Origin of the sequence: Luteolibacter arcticus (assembly GCF_025950235.1) — a bacterium.
Lineage (GTDB): Bacteria > Verrucomicrobiota > Verrucomicrobiia > Verrucomicrobiales > Akkermansiaceae > Haloferula > Haloferula arctica.
Genome location: NZ_JAPDDT010000004.1, coordinates 423,544 through 438,514 on the forward strand (window position 1 = coordinate 423,544; position 14,971 = coordinate 438,514).

At 63.5% G+C, this 14,971-nt stretch carries 11 protein-coding genes; 3 read left to right on the forward strand and 8 right to left on the reverse strand.

The window, feature by feature from the left end:
- Positions 1–18: 18 nt before the first annotated feature.
- On the reverse strand, positions 19–1,398 hold the full coding sequence (locus OKA05_RS12590; protein WP_264487499.1) for an aldehyde dehydrogenase family protein: 1,380 nt from the start codon (positions 1,396–1,398) through the stop codon (positions 19–21).
- 117 nt (positions 1,399–1,515) lie between these two features.
- Between OKA05_RS12590 and OKA05_RS12595 the strand changes: the two genes are divergently transcribed.
- Genes OKA05_RS12595 through OKA05_RS12605 form a run of 3 tightly spaced genes read left to right on the forward strand, consistent with a single transcriptional unit; the run spans position 1,516 to position 4,497 of the window.
- On the forward strand, positions 1,516–2,994 hold the full coding sequence (locus OKA05_RS12595; RefSeq protein ID WP_264487500.1) for a phytoene desaturase family protein: 1,479 nt from the start codon (positions 1,516–1,518) through the stop codon (positions 2,992–2,994).
- Positions 2,979–4,025, forward strand: coding sequence for a glycosyltransferase family 2 protein (locus OKA05_RS12600; protein WP_264487501.1), 1,047 nt, complete (start codon positions 2,979–2,981; stop codon positions 4,023–4,025). The genes OKA05_RS12595 and OKA05_RS12600 overlap by 16 nt, the downstream gene beginning before the upstream one ends.
- On the forward strand, positions 4,015–4,497 hold the full coding sequence (locus tag OKA05_RS12605; protein ID WP_264487502.1) for a glycosyl-4,4'-diaponeurosporenoate acyltransferase CrtO family protein: 483 nt from the start codon (positions 4,015–4,017) through the stop codon (positions 4,495–4,497). The genes OKA05_RS12600 and OKA05_RS12605 overlap by 11 nt, the downstream gene beginning before the upstream one ends.
- On the opposite strand, the gene OKA05_RS12610 is transcribed toward OKA05_RS12605, so the two are convergent.
- The 7 genes from OKA05_RS12610 to OKA05_RS12640 all read right to left on the reverse strand — a co-directional run bounded on the left by OKA05_RS12610 (position 4,478) and on the right by OKA05_RS12640 (position 14,969).
- Positions 4,478–5,995 (reverse strand): phytoene desaturase family protein, encoded by a 1,518-nt coding sequence (locus tag OKA05_RS12610; protein WP_264487503.1) that lies wholly within the window; start codon positions 5,993–5,995, stop codon positions 4,478–4,480. The two genes, OKA05_RS12605 and OKA05_RS12610, sit on opposite strands and share 20 nt — an antisense overlap.
- 176 nt (positions 5,996–6,171) lie before the next feature.
- The gene (locus OKA05_RS12615; protein ID WP_264487504.1) at positions 6,172–7,068 is read right to left on the reverse strand and encodes a ribokinase; all 897 of its coding nucleotides are present in this window, start codon (positions 7,066–7,068) and stop codon (positions 6,172–6,174) included.
- Positions 7,065–7,748 carry a transaldolase family protein gene (locus tag OKA05_RS12620; RefSeq protein WP_264487505.1) on the reverse strand — a complete coding sequence of 228 codons (684 nt, stop codon included), beginning with the start codon at positions 7,746–7,748 and terminating at the stop codon, positions 7,065–7,067. Before OKA05_RS12620 ends, OKA05_RS12615 begins: the two co-directional genes overlap by 4 nt.
- 4 nt (positions 7,749–7,752) lie before the next feature.
- Positions 7,753–9,327 (reverse strand): sialidase family protein, encoded by a 1,575-nt coding sequence (locus tag OKA05_RS12625; RefSeq protein WP_264487506.1) that lies wholly within the window; start codon positions 9,325–9,327, stop codon positions 7,753–7,755.
- 85 nt (positions 9,328–9,412) lie between these two features.
- On the reverse strand, positions 9,413–10,897 hold the full coding sequence (locus OKA05_RS12630; protein WP_264487507.1) for a sulfatase: 1,485 nt from the start codon (positions 10,895–10,897) through the stop codon (positions 9,413–9,415).
- Positions 10,894–12,468 (reverse strand): ribulokinase, encoded by a 1,575-nt coding sequence (locus tag OKA05_RS12635; protein ID WP_264487508.1) that lies wholly within the window; start codon positions 12,466–12,468, stop codon positions 10,894–10,896. The genes OKA05_RS12630 and OKA05_RS12635 overlap by 4 nt, the downstream gene beginning before the upstream one ends.
- Positions 12,465–14,969, reverse strand: a complete 2,505-nt coding sequence (locus tag OKA05_RS12640; protein ID WP_264487509.1) for a sialidase family protein — start codon at positions 14,967–14,969, stop codon at positions 12,465–12,467. Before OKA05_RS12640 ends, OKA05_RS12635 begins: the two co-directional genes overlap by 4 nt.
- Positions 14,970–14,971 lie beyond the last annotated feature (2 nt).

A 14,971-nucleotide genomic window follows, 5' to 3' on the forward strand; every position in this document is an offset into this window, starting at 1 on the left:
AGCCCTTGCGAGACACCCTCATTTCCCCGAAAATCGCATCAGAGCCTTGAGCCTGTCGACCGTCACTCTCGGTGGCGGGTATCGGAAGGGCAAATCGATCCAAAGCGGGCGGTGCATGACGATCCTTTCACGAGTGAAAGTATCGAAACTTGCCTTGCCCCGATACCGTCCCATGCCGCTCTCACCGACACCACCGAAGGGCATGCTTTGGCCGGTGATATGAACCACGGTGTCATTGAAGCACACGCCGCCGGAGGTAGTTTCCCGGACGATGCGGTCCATGAGTTCCCGGTTTTTGGTGAAGGCATAGAGGGCAAGTGGCGCAGGCTGGGAGCGGAGCCGGGTGAGAGCTTCGTCAGGACCCTCGCATGGAATCACCGGCAAGATGGGTCCGAAGATTTCCTCCTGCAGCACCGGAGCGTCCGCGGGGACATCGATGAGCACCGTCGGATCGATGCGAAGCGCGTCGTCGTCGTAGCCACCCCCGTGGAACGCCCTTCCGTCCCGCAGGAAGGCCTTCACTCGCTCATAATGAGGGCGGTTCACGATCCTTGCATGATCTTCCAGGCCGAAGCTGCGGAAGGCCTTGCCAAGCGCAGCTACCAGCGGGCCGTGGTGTTCGCTCGCCACCAGCACATGATCCGGTGCCACGCAGGTCTGGCCGGCATTGAGATACTTTCCCCACGCGATGCGGCGGGCGATGACTTCCAGCGACTCTCCAAGTCGCCCGTCCTTGCCCGGAAAGACCAGCACCGGGCACTTCCCACCCAGCTCCAGGGTGACGGGTGTTAGATTGGCGGCGGCGGCGGCCATGACCTTGCGTCCCGTGGGTGCGCTGCCGGTGAAGAAGATGTGGTCGAAGGGTTCCCGCAGCAGGCTCTCGCTCACGGCGGCATCTCCACTCACCACTGCCACATGCCCGAGGTGGAAAGATTCCGCGATGAGCCGGGCGATCACGGCAGCCACCCGGGGTGAATGTTCGGAGGGCTTCAGCACCGCCGTGCCACCCGCTGCCAGCACCCCGACCAGCGGCGTGAGCAGCAACTGCAGCGGATAATTCCATGGCCCGATGATCAGCACCGCCCCGCAAGGTTCCCGATCGACCCTGGCGCGGCCGGGCCAAGCGAGGAAAGGCACGCGGTGTCGCACCGGCTTCATCCATCGGCTCAGGTTTGCCATGGCGTGCCTCGCCTCCCCTATCACCACGAAGAGTTCCGAGGTGTAGGCCTCCACCGCCCCCTTTCCCAGATCCGCATGCAGCGCCGCGATCAACTCCCCCTCATACCGATCCAGCCCTTGGAGCAGCCCGCGCAGGGCATCCCGCCGGGCCTCGAAGCTGCGGGTGGCGCCGGTGGCATAGTGGGATTTCTGCTGCTGGAGGAGGTCGGCAGGTGCCATCGGGACCCACGATCCGTCACTTCCCGGGAATCTCTAGCAATAATCCAAACCCGCGACATAATCGCCCATTCCCGGCGCAGGAAATCCTCGCGTCCGCCTTATTGCTGAAAATCTCCCATGAGCAAACAAGTCATCGTGCTAGGCGCCGGCCTCGGCGGTCTTTCGGCTGCCATCTCGCTCGCCCAAGAGGGCTACCGGGTGACCATCCATGAGAAAAACGACAAGATCGGCGGCAAGCTGAACATGATCAGGAAGGACGGTTACACCTTCGACCTCGGCCCCTCGATCCTGACCCTTCCGCACATTTTCGAGCGCCTGTTCGATCGCTCCGGCCTGACGATGGCCGACTACATCCCGATCCGGCCGGTGCGCCCGCATTGGCGGAATTTCTTCGAAGACTCGGAGCCCATCGACCTCCACCCGGACCCTGCGGTGATGGCGGTGGAAGCGCGGAAGGCAGGCGAGGATCCCGCCGCCGTGCAGCGCTTCCTCGATTACTCCTACAAGCTCTACGATCTGGTCAACGAGGGCTACTTCGAGAAGGGACTGGATACCGCCAAGGACTTCTCCGAATACTACGGCTTCTGGAAGTCCACCGGCTTTGACCTCCTGCGCACCATGCACGGCGGTGTGCAACGCCACCTGAAGACCCGGAAGATGCGGGATATCTTCGACTACTTCATCAAATACGTGGGCTCCTCCGCCTATCAGGCCCCTGCGTTCATGAATTGCCTGCCGGCGATTCAGTTCCGCTATGACCTGTGGTACGTGGATGGCGGGATGTATGGCATTGCAGTCGGTCTTGGGAGACTGATGGAAACCCTCGGGATCGAAGTAAGATTGAATAGCCCGGTGCAGGAAATCCGCCGCGACGTGGACCGCGTCATCGGCATCGTCACCGGTGATGGCACCTTCCACCCTGCAGACATCGTGGTCTCGAATGTCGAGGTGATCCCCGCCCACCGGGATCTGTTAGGCGAAGATGAGGTCTTCATGAAGACGCTGGAGAAATACGAGCCCGCCTGCTCCGGCCTAGTTCTGGAGCTGGGGCTGGATACGACCTACCCTCAGCTCGCGCATCACAATTTCTTCTTCTCCGCGGACCAGCGAAAGCACTTCCACAGCGTCTTCCGCGAGCGCCGGCTGCCCGATGACCCGACGATCTATCTGGTCGCGGCCTCGCGAAGTGACCCGACGGTGGCACCACCCGGCTGCGATTCGCTGAAGATCCTTCCCCACATCCCCTATATCGACGACCGTAATCCTCTTACCCAGGCGGACTACGAGACCTTCAAGGAGCGGGTGCTGGACAAGCTTGAGCGCATGGGCCTGACCGACCTCCGCCGTCACATCGTGGTGGAGCACCTGTGGACACCGCTGGACATCCGCGAGCAATATAACTCGAACAAGGGCTCGATCTACGGGGTGGTCTCGGACCGTTTCAAGAACTTCGCCTTCAAGGCCCCGAAGCAGAGCAGCCGCTATCGGAATCTCTTCTTCGTCGGCGGGTCGATCAATCCCGGTGGGGGGATGCCGATGGTGGTCCAGTGCGGCCAGAACGTTTGCCAGAAGATCGTCGCATGGGACCGGAACTGATCGTTCTGTCGCTGGGCGCTCTTCACTGGCTCATCTCGCTGCGGATGTTCGCCGCGCTGCGCGCCTGCGGTCGGGATCGAGAAAGCGGCGCTGCATTGTTAGAGAAGCTATCGATCATCATCCCCGCCCGCAACGAGGCGCACCACCTGCCACGCCTCCTGGATTCCCTTCGTTCACAGACGGCTGCTCCACTCGAAGTCCTTGTAGTGGATGATGATTCCACGGATGGCACCGCAGAGGTAGCTGCCGCTCATGGTGCCACGGTGATCCAGTCGAGCCCGCTTCCCGCGGGCTGGCGCGGCAAGAGCTGGGCTTGCGAGCAGGGTGCAGCGCGCGCGCGTGGCGAGCTGCTGATGTTCCTGGATGCGGACTGTTGGTTTGAAAGCGGAGGCTTGGAAGCCGTGCTCGCGCGTTATCCGGGAGGGGCCTTCTCCGTGGCACCGTATCACCGGGTCGAGAAGCCCTATGAAGAACTCTCCGCCTTCTTCAATCTGATCATGATCGCCGCCACCGTGCCGGTTAACCTGTTGGGCCAATGCCTGCTGATCCGCCGCGAGGATTACCAGCTCGGCGGCGGCCACGCCTCCGTAAAGGACAAGATACTGGAGAATGTCTGCCTCGCGAATAAGCTACGCGAGGCAGGTGTCCGCACTTCCAGCACCACCGGAAAGGGTACGCTGGCCTTCCGCATGTATCCGGATGGGCTCCCCTCTCTCATCGCCGGTTGGACGAAGGGCTTCGCCGCCGGTGCCGCCGCCACGCCACGATCCACCTTGATACTTATCTCGACATGGATCAGCGGACTCATACTTGGCCTCTTCGGCTGTCTCATCACGCCGTGGGCCCTTCTCATCTATCTGGCCTTCGCGGTCCAATTGGCGGCCATGCTTCGCCGAATCGGGAATTTTTCCTCCCTCACCGCCCTATTCTATCCCCTGCCGCTGTTTTTCTACATCGCCGTATTTGTCAGGTCGTTGGGAGGTGCGGGCAAAACCGTGAAATGGAAAGGACGGGAGGTAAATGCCGGGTGAACTGCCGGTCGCGGCGGTGATCGCCATGAATGCCGCCGGCCTTCCCGCGCTCCAACTCGGCTGCGCGTGGCTCTTCACGCGGCTGCCGGAGCGATGGTTCAACCGGCCTTACCGCCCACAGGCAAGCCGGCCCGGCCGCGGCTTCCTAAGCATCCACCGTTGGAAGGATGCGATCCCCGATGGCGCGAGTTGGTTCCGCGGCGGATTTGCCAAGGCTACCTTGACCGCGCATGATCCGGCCTACATCCGCCGCTTCATCGCCGAGACGCGCCGCGGTGAAGCGTGCCATTGGACGGTTCTCGCCGTGATCCCCCTCTTCTTCCTCTGGAATCCATGGTGGGGAGACCTGATCATCGCGATCTATGCCCTCGCGGCCAATCTCCCGTGCATCCTCATCCAGCGCTACAACCGCTGCCGGCTGCAGCACGTGCTAGGGCGATACACCCGCACGCCTACAGCAGCGCGCTCGTGAAGTCCGCCTTCTCGTAAGCCACGCCGCGGCGGTCGCACAGCAGGTTCGAGGAAATACGACCGCTCTCGTAGATCGTGGGAAGCCCGCTCCCGGGATGGGTGCCGCCACCCACCAGGTAGAGATTGTCGTAGCCGCTCATGCGATTGTGCGGCCGCAGGTAGAGCATCTGGTCCAGAGTGTGGGCGAGGTTGAAGGTGGCCCCCATGAAGATGTCCAGATCGTCACGCCAATCCACTGGCGTGATCATCCGCTCTTCCACGATGTGCTTCCGCAGGTCTTTCAACTCGGAGCGCTGCTCGATACGGCTGAGCACCTTCTCGCGGAACTCCGGCGCGTGGCGTTCCCAATCGAAGCCGTGCCGGGTATTGATGGTGGGCACCAGCACGTAGATCCCGGATTTCCCCGCGGGTGCCACCAGCGGGTCGTTGATGCTGGAGTTCCGGATGTAGATCGACATGTCGTCCGAGGCGAGCCGCTCGCCCTGGATCTCCGAGACATTCCGGCGGTAGTCATCCGCGAAGAGGATGTGATGGTGCGGTTGCTCCGGGAAGATGGTGTCGAGCCCCAGGTAGAGCATGAAGGTGGAGCAGGAGAACTTCTTCTTCTCCAACTGCTTGGTTGCCCGAGAGCGTTTGCCCATGAGTGAAGTCACCGCGTGCGCATAATCCGCATTCATGATCGCATCGTCACACTCGATCTTCTCGCCGTCCTCGAGGATCACGCCCGTGACTGAGGAGCCCTCGAACAAGACCTCCTGGACCCCGTTCCCCAGGCGCAGCGTGCCGCCGTGCTCCTCAAAGACCTTCGCCATGGCATTCGAGATCTGGCACAAGCCACCCTTCACGTGGTAGATCCCGTATTTATACTCGGTGTAGGAAAGTATGCTGAAGAGCGCCGGACAACTCCACGGTGACATTCCAAGGTACTTCGCCTGGAAGGTGAACGCCAGCTTCAGCCGGTCGTCCGTAAAGTAGCGGTCCAGCACATCCACCACTGAGGCGGCCGTCGCGACGTAGGGGAAGGCCTTGAAGAGCGTGGCGCTGAGGTAGGATCGCCACTGGTGATAGGGCCGCTGGAGGCAGGGATAGATGGTGCGCATCTTCACCTGGTGGTCCGCCATGAAGCGGCGGTGTCCCTCTGCGTTCCCGGGAAACGCCTGGCCGATCCGCTGGGCCATCTTCTCGACATCCGAGGTCGTCTCAAGCGAGGTATCCCCCCAGGACAAGCGTGCCATGGGATCCAGCAAGAGGAAATCCAAGTAATCTTCCGATTTCCGGCCCGCCTCCGCAAAGACCTCATCGAGAGTAAACTTCTGGTGGAGGAAGGTGGGACCGGTGTCGAAGGAGAAGTCCCCCGCCTTGAGTTCGGCATTCCGACCGCCGACCCGATCCTTCTTTTCCACGATCGTCACATCGAAGCCACGCCGGGCAAGAATCATCCCCGCGGTCAGTCCTCCCGGCCCTGCTCCGATGATAACCACCCGTTTGTCCGTTCGCATCGCCGCTTCGATAGCGCAGATCCGTGCAGATTCTAACCAAAATAGCCGGTTCCGGGCAAATCGCCCAAGCGCAAGGCCCGACCGTGAAGCGGGAGGCAAATCGTATGCCTCAGGTTCAGCTGGAACGAAGGTTCAGTGGCCCCTTTGGACAGATGAAGGGAGTTCGGCAGGCGCTTTCACGGAACCTCTCTCCCCCACGGCATGGCCGAGGAGGTCCCCCGGCGCGTGACTTGGATGGCAGCATAGCGAACCGCAAACAGGCATGCCTGTTCAAGCGTGTGCCCTGAGGCCAACCTGGCCACCAAGGCACCATTGAACGCGTCTCCCGCACCCGACGTGTCGATGGCGTCAACCGTGGGGGCGGGCAAGTGCAGCTCCATGGCCCCATGCAGCAGCCCCACGCCACGTGATCCCAGCGTGATCGCAACCGCTCCCGGCCCCATCGATTGGAGCCGGCGAGCCGCGACCCGCCAGTCCCCATCCACGCCATATCCGGTCAGTGCGGCAGCCTCGGATTCATTGGGAGTGATCACATCCGTCAGGGCCAGCAGCTCATCCGGCAGCGGGACGGTTGGCGCGGGAGCGGGATTGAGCACCGTCATGACGCCCGCGGCGCGGGCCAGGCGAAATGCCCCTAAAACCGCCGCTACCGGACATTCAAGCTGCGCGAGAACAACGCTCGCGCTGGCGATGTGGCTCTGGGCGGCTCCGATGTCACTTTCGTCGAGCAGGGCATTGGCTCCCGGGTCGATGGCGATCGCATTTTCACCGTCGTCCCCCACAAGGATCACTCCGCAACCCGACGGCACCCCTACCGCTGCCTGGTTAACGTGGTCGCAGGATATGCCCTCGGAACGCAGGAAATCGGTAGCCTTGGCGGCATAGGCATCCGTCCCGAGCTTCATCACCGGAAGCACCTCGGCGCCACAGCGGCCGGCCGCAATGGTCATGTTGAACCCCTTGCCGCCCAGTCCTTCGCGGAACGCGCCCGCCTGGGTTTCACCCGGTCTCATCAATCGCGGGACCCGGAATATGAGTTCGCTCACATAGCTGGCGATGACGACCACTTTCATGTGCATAGGATGCTTCCCGAACACTTCGTCCACGCCGGCTCGAATCCATCCATCGCGCGAAGCACGTTGTCGTGTTCCAGCATCTCCCGAAACAGACCGGTGAAGACGATGCCACCGGTGCTTCCCGAGCGCAGGGCGAGTTCGAAATCGTCCACCGTCCGGAGGCTCGCCGGGACCAGTTCCATGGCGGCACTGAGCCGCGAGGCCTCAAAACAAAGCCGCGCTGGATCCATGCCCAAGTCCCGCATCCGCGCGAAGTAGGGGCAAAGGAACCGCGCACCTGCGGCGGCGGCAGCGGCGGCCTGGGCAAGCGTGGCCACCGCCGTGATCAACACGGGCGCGTCCCGCAATGCGGCGGCAGCTGAGAAGCCCTCCGCCGTCGCGGGTATCTTCGGCAGCAGCCGTGGGTCCAATGCCCGGATGGCCGCGGCCTGACGAAGGAAGCTTTCCCGGTCGGGCCCGCGGAGCTGAAGAAACACCGGGAGGCCGGTATCGCCGGCGATTCTCGCCGCAGTCCTTTCGGGAGGCACTCCGTCGGCTTCGCGCCACGAAGCGAGCACGTCGGGATTGGTGACCACCGCTTCCACCAATCCCGTGGCAGCGGCAGCGAGGATCTCATCCACCGGGCCGGCAACCCAGAGGCGCGGTCTGACAGCGGGCGTTACAAGCAGATCGGACATCGATTCAATTTTCGTCGAGGATGAGGATGGCTCCTGTCCAGTTTCCTCGTGGCAACCGGAGGGTATTGCCTTTTTCGAGCGGGCGGGAATGCACGACGACCCTCGTCCTACTGGAGTCATCGTAGGAAAATTCCAGTTTCTCGGCCGTCCAGCCGGCCAGATCGATCGGCGTCTGTCCGGTGGCGATGGCAATGCGGACCACGGTGTCGCGCTTGGCGGTCACCTCGAGTATTTCCTTCGCTCCGCCATTGAGCCGGGTGAATGACTTTCCTTCCAGCGCTTGTGGCACGTTTTGCCAGCGGTAGCCGCGGTTCGAGAACGCCTGCGCGCCGGTTTCCAGCCGCCCGATGGCGTAGGAGACGCCATTCAAGGTCAACGCTCCCGTTTCCTGGATGCGGCCGGTAAACTCCGGCATCGGGACGTCGTCTTTCCTCGACAGCGTGCGGAAGCTTTTCCAGCGGTGAAAGGTCAGGAAGTTCGCATCGTGATTGTTTCGCGCGCCTCCTTCCTTGTCATCCCACGCGGTTCGGCAGACGGCGATCAGATCCTCGCCCTCGAACTGCCAATCGACATACTGGAAGCCATGCCGGACGACATCCGGATGATAGAGCAGCACGCAGCGAGTTTCCCACGTGCGGAGATCCTTGCTGTGGATCAAGGCCAGCGTGTTCCGGATGCTGGCGGGCCGTCCGGCATCCCCATGTCGCTCCGGGATGATGGAGGCGATGGACCAATAGCCGCCACCTTGCGGGTCCTGGCGGATGGTGAATTTCTTCGCCCCACCCGGAAACTCGATGAAGTCCTTGTCGGCATCGAAGGTTGCAGTGGTTCCGTCTTTCGACAGGCGAACGATGGCAGCCTTCTCGGGAGGCTTGGAATTGTCGACCCGCAGAAGGTTCACGACGTTCCCCTCTGGATCGGCAACGGCATTTCCTTCCAACCACGCGGCAAAATCATTGCCCAGCCAGGTGGAATTCCGCGCCAGTGGATTGCTGAAAGTCCAGCTCTTCGGGTCAAGCAGGTCGGCATCCACCGGAGCAGACATCATTCTCGCCCGATAGCGTTCTCCCCATTTGGTGCCGCCCATCGCATCCTCGATCGCCCGCCAGATCCGGCCCTGATGCTCGATCACGGGCATGGGCGCGGTATGCCACTCGCCTTCCGCGAGGACGACCGGGGCCGTCCAGGTTTTCCCGGAATCCACCGAGCGGCGGATCACGACCTTGCCGTGATGCATGTCCGTTCCGAGCGTGAAGGCGGCACCGCGGTGGACGAAGATGCCGGTCCAGAAATAACCGTCAAAGTCGGTGACATGCTGCCAAGTCGCGCCTTTGTCGGTCGAGCGGTAGAGGCGGGCCTTGGCGAGTTCGTACTCCTTGCTCCCGGGACCGAACAAATCGTGCGACGCAACATAGCTCCCATCCGGCATCACGCAGAGCGAGGGCGAGCCGATGTAGAGACGGGAAGAAGCGGGCGAGTGGTGGATGACCTGACCCGGCGGTGGCGCGGGTGCCGCCTGCACATGGAGGGAAGCGGCCGACAAGACGGCGGCCATGATGGCGGGAAGCCGGGCTTTCACGGGTTTGGCGCGAGGGTGAGAGGTTTCATGACGATCATACCGCTTTCGGGAGTGGGTCTTTTCGCGAGTCCTGTCCGGGCAAGCTTCAAGGTCGCGGCCGTGGCATGCGGGCACCGGCGTCGCTGAGTTGGGAAAAGAGGCGTTCACGCATCGCGGCGGCCCGTTGCGGCTCTTGGCGCGAGAGATCCTTCTGCTCGGAGGGATCGGCGGCGAGGTCGAACAACTCGTCGCGACTGCCCTCATAATGATGGACGAGCTTCCACCTCCCCTGTCGCAAGGCAGACTGCGGCCGGGTCTGCGAGACCGCGAAGTCATTCACCCCAATGTCCCGCTTCGCTTTCTCGAAACCTGTTTCCGGCTGATAGAACGGGAAGTGCCACACCAGTTCGCGATCCAGTGAAGTGCTTTCCGGGGCCCGTCCTTCAAGCTGCGGCAGAAAGCTGCGGCCATCCGTGGCCTGAGCGGGATCAATCCCTGCCGCTGCGAGCAGGGTGGCGGCGAGGTCGCTGCCGATCACCGGGTCAGCGCAGCGGCTGCCGGCCTTGACGACGGCCGGCCAGCGGACCAGCCACGGCACCCGCAGGCCGCCTTGGTAAAGGTTCCACTTCGAGCCGCGCAGCGGGCCGTTGGCCGAGACTTCGGGGTGCCCGCCGTTGTCGGAGGTGAAGATGACCAAGGTGTCCTTTGCCTTGCCGGTGGCGTCGATCGCGTCAAGCAGCCGACCCACTTCGTGGTCCAGGGTTTCCACCATGGCGGCATAGCGTGCACGCTTCGGGTCCGCCCCTACGGGGAGCCTCGCCTGATGCCAGGCAATGCGGTCAGCGCAGCGCGAATGGAAGGGATCGTGTACCTGGTAGTACGACATCCATAGGAGAAAGGGGCGGTCGTGATCGCGGCGGAGAAATCCGACCGCGCCATCGGTCAGCCGGTCGGCGGGGAAGCTGTCGCCGTCCACCGGCGGCGGAGTCTTGCCGCCGTAGCTGTACGGATGTGCGCCAAGGTCGTCGATGCAATGATCAAAGCCGAAGGATTCCGGACCATGGCCGGGCCGCCACCCGAGGTAGCGGCCCTGATGCCGGTTGAGATGCCATTTCCCTGCAAAGGCGGTGGCATAGCCAGCCGCCTTCAGCGCGTTCCCGACGGTCGGCGTGTCCGACGGCAGTTCGGTCGGATAGTCCGGAGTCACCAGCGGCCACGGACCCTTCTGACGGCCGGTCTCGAACTTCGGCACGAATTCATACTTCAACCGCGCGGGACTGCGGCCGGTCAGCAAGGCGGCCCGTGAGGCCGAGCAGATGGGTGCCGCCGCATTTGCGTCTGTGAACTGCATCCCCGCTGCCGCGAGGCGGTCCAGGTTCGGGGTGCGGTGCTGCCCATGTCCCGTGCAAGCGAGATCGTGCCACCCGAGGTCATCGGCGAGGAGGACGATGATGTTAGGCCGCGGGTCTTTCGCTGCGGCGGGGACGAGGAAAGCAGCGGCGATGACGAGATTCCGAAGCGTTTTCATTCCCGCAAGGTGCCGCACAGCAAGTCGGTTGACCACGAGGTGAATCTGTTTGCGGTCGTTCATGACGGTTGGAAGGTTTCGCCCCATCTACGATACTCATCGTAGATGGGTTCGTAGCTGGCAGCATCCTTGCCAGGCACGACCACCCGCGCCGTGGCATTGCCCAGCGCCGTCATCGACTCGATGGCGCTTGCCGCGTCCCGGAACTCGCCGGCGGCGAGAGCGCCGAGAATGGCGGCACCGAGGGCGGGACCATGCCGCGAGGGCGGGATGGTGATGCTCTCGCCGAGCACGTCGGCATAGATCTGCATCAGGAAGGGATCGTGATGGGGCAAGCCCCCGGTCGCGCAGAACCGCTCGACGGGAACGCCCGCCCCGCGGAAGAGATCGACGATCCAGCGGACGCCGAATGCAGTAGCTTCCATCAGCGAACGGTGCAGGTGCGCCGGGCCGTGACGCAGCGAGAGACCGGTGAAGGCCCCTCGCAGCGAGCCATCCATGTACGGGGTCCGGCAGCCGTTGAACCAATCGAGGCAGCGCACGCCCTCCGCACCGGCGGGCAAGGCGGCAGCCTCTTTCGAGAGTCGCGAGAAGCCGGTCTCGCCGGTCATGCAGCGGAGCCAGTCGAAGGCGTCCCCCACCGCTGCCTGGCCGGTTTCATAGCCATAAAAGCCCGGAAGGATGCCATCGCGCACCACGCCCGCAACGCCCGGGATGGTGGTGTCCACCTCGCTGTTGAGCATGTGGCATGAGCTGGTTCCGAGCACCATCACCAGCGTGCCGGGCATCGACGCACCTGCTCCAGGCACGCCCGCGTGGGCATCGATAATTGCGGCGCTCACCGGGATGCCGGAGCGGATACCGAGCCGCTCTGCCATCCGCGCCGAAAGCACTCCGGCCGCGTTTCCCGGGGCGATCGTGAGGTCGGGGATCTTGCGGGCCGCCGCAGGCAGGGCCGGATGAAGGGCGGCCAGAAAGTCGTCGGAGGGACCTCCGTCCTGCGCGCTCCAGAGTCCCTTGTATCCCGCCTGGCAGGTCGAGCGGACAAGTGGCACGGCCGAACCTCCGATGAGTTGCCATACCACCCAGTCGCCGGCTTCCATCCAGTGGGACGCGGCCTCCGCGACCTCCGGTGCGTTCTCGATGACTTCCAGGATTTTGGGGAACAACCACTCCTCACCGATGGTGCCGCCGTAGCGCGCCAGGAAGGATTCGCCGCGTTCGCGTGCCAGTGCTGTCATCCTCGCGGCTTGCGGGATGGCACCGTGGTGCTTCCACAGCTTCGCCCAGGCATGGGGCACTAGCGTGAACTCCCGGTTGAGGCACAGGGGAGCGCCGTCCCGATCCAGCGGCAACATCGTGCAACTGGTGAAATCCACGCCGATCCCCACCACCTCATGACCCTCTGCCTGCCGGATGGCATCGCGCGCCGCCTCCACCGCCGACTCCAGCCAGTCCAGCGGATGCTGCAAGGCGAAGTCAGGCGGTAAGGCAAGGTCGCTTCCCGGCAGGTGATCGCAAATGGCCCCATGCGCGTAGTCGCGGGTCGCGGAGCCAAGCTCCCGACCGTCCAGACCCACCACCAGCGCACGCACGGAAAGCGTGCCGAAATCAAGACCAAGCGCTGCTTTCATGGCGATGAATCCACCCACTCGATCCGATAGAAACGGGACACCGCAGGATCTGGCTGCGAATCCCATTGGGCCCGGGATTCACCGGCCGCCCCGCTCACGACCGCCTCGATCAGCGTCCAGTCTTCGAGGTCCGTACTGCTCCGGATCGTAAATACCGCATCAGGAGAGCTTGGCCATGAAATGCGCAGCGCTCCTCCCGGCAGAAGCGCCGCAGTCGCTTCAAAGCGCGAGGTGCCGTCAACGGGATTCCACCCTAACAAGAACTCCAGCCGGTTGGGCACTCCATCACCGTCGGGATCGTCCCGCCCGTCCGTCTCCGTCAATCCATCATAGCCAGCAATCCATCTGTCGAATGGATCGGCCATCGGCAGCACGGCCATGGCGGCATGCAGTGAACTCGTCGGCGCATGGACCTTGGTCAAGGACGAGCGGTCGCCGTGTTTCCAGATGCCACTCTGGTAAGTGACGACATGGACCTCGCCGAATAGCTCCGTGGCACTCATTGAGATCATCGAGGGCAACCCGGAGACCAGTCCCTCAATGGTGCCGGGTGAGTTTTCAGCGGTATCGTAAGAGCCGAGCGTCCCGCTGTAGCCAGCCACTCTCAGGTCATTCCCGTCGGCAAGCAGTCCTTGAGGGGCCCTCAGATCCCCGCGCAGCAGGCGGACGACTTGTCCCGCAGCGTTGAACTCGTAGATCGGCCGGTTGGTGCTGGCGGTGCCGGCCCGCGACGAGACGAAGCAGCGCGAACCAATCCACGCGAGGCCGCGGGCATTGTTGAGATCCCACGCCGTGGCTCCGCTGCCGCCACTTCGGTCGATGAAACGCGCGAACGCCGTCCCGTCGGTCGCCAGCCGGAACACGCCTTGGCCGGCAGATGCTCCGAAGGCAGTGGCAAAATACAGCAGGCCATCCGGACCGAGAGCGAGCTGCTGGGTATCCGCCGTGGTCCAGCCCGCGGCCACGGCGCTGCCGGCATTGCGCGTGACCAGGGTAGTGGCGGCACCGGATTGAGGGTCGATGCGGTCGATGTGGTTGAAGCCCGCGCCGAAAAGGAATCCTCCATGATAGACCAACGATTGGTACGTGCCGACTGTCAGTTGCCGCTCCAAGGTCCAGGAGCCGGTGGCCGTGACCTGATAGAGATCGACCCCGGAGGCACCGGCTAAAGCGACCCGTGCCTTTTCCTTCATTCGGGCCGGGGTGTTACCCGCCCGCCGCGGATTCGAGCCTGCAAGAAACTCGTGACGGTTGGTGAAGCCATCGCCGTCCTCGTCGCCGCTTGCATCGAGATCGCCGTCGGTCGAGTAGGCGTGCCGCCACGGACCCGGCAGGTCGCTCCCCGCGAAGTCCCGGAAGTTGCGGACCCGGTGAAAGGTCAGGTGATTGGCGTCATGGTAATTCGCCGCACCGCCCGCGGTGTCATCGAAACCGGTGCGCGACGTGGCAATCAGGTCGTCGCCGTCGAACAACCACTCCACGTACTGAAAGCCATGGCGGGTGATGTCGGGATGCGAAATCACGGTGCCGTGATCGATCCAGTCACGGAGATTCGCCGAAGAGACCAGCGACAGCGTGTTGCGTGTGCTGCCCGGATGGCTGCCACCTTGGAAAGCGGCCGGCACGCGGTTGGCCAGCGACCAGTAGCGGTTGCTCTCGGGATCGTGGCGGATGGCGAACTTCTTCGAACCGCCCGGCAGATTGACGAAGCCTGTGGCAGGGTTAAAAGCGATCGTCTGTCCATTGGCCGATACGCTGAGCATGGCAGCCTTCTCCGGATGATCGGGGTGATCGACCCGCAGCAGATTCACAAGATTACCCGCCGGATCCACCACCGCGTTGCCCTCCAGCCACCCGCCGAACTCGCCACCGAGCCAGGAGGGCTGGCTGGGAAGCAGGTTGCTGAAGGTCCACTGGCCTGCGTCTAACAAATTCGCATCCGCGGGTGCCGACATCATCGCCGCGCGGAAATTCGGTGCCCAGCCGCTGGCCGGATCGCGCCGCTCCATGGCCCGCCAGAGCCGCCCCGCGTGCTCGATCACAGGCATCGGTGCGCCATGATACTGGCCGCCCCCCGCGAGCAGGCCGGTGGTGGCGCTGCCGGGATTGGTCCAAGTGAGGCCGCCATCGGAGGAACGCCGGATGACAACGTCGCCGTACTGGCGATTCTCGCCCAGTAGGTAGAGCGCATCGCGGTGGAAGAAGAGACTGCTCCAGAACGCCCCGTTGATCACCGTGGCAGGTGTCCAGGTGAGGCCACCGTCGGTTGAGCGGAACACGCGAGTGACAGCACTCGTGTTCATCGAGCTTCCCCCGCCAAACTCATCATGCGACGCCACCAGCGTGCCGTCCGGCAGCTTGGCCAGCCCCGGCGAGCCGACATATTTGGCGGACGAAGACGGTGAGTAGGAAACAAGCGTGCCGGGCAGGTCGGGCGACACCTGCGCGAGGGCAGAGCCAGACAGCGAGAGCAGGAGCCAGAATGAAAGGCGGCAGGACATGG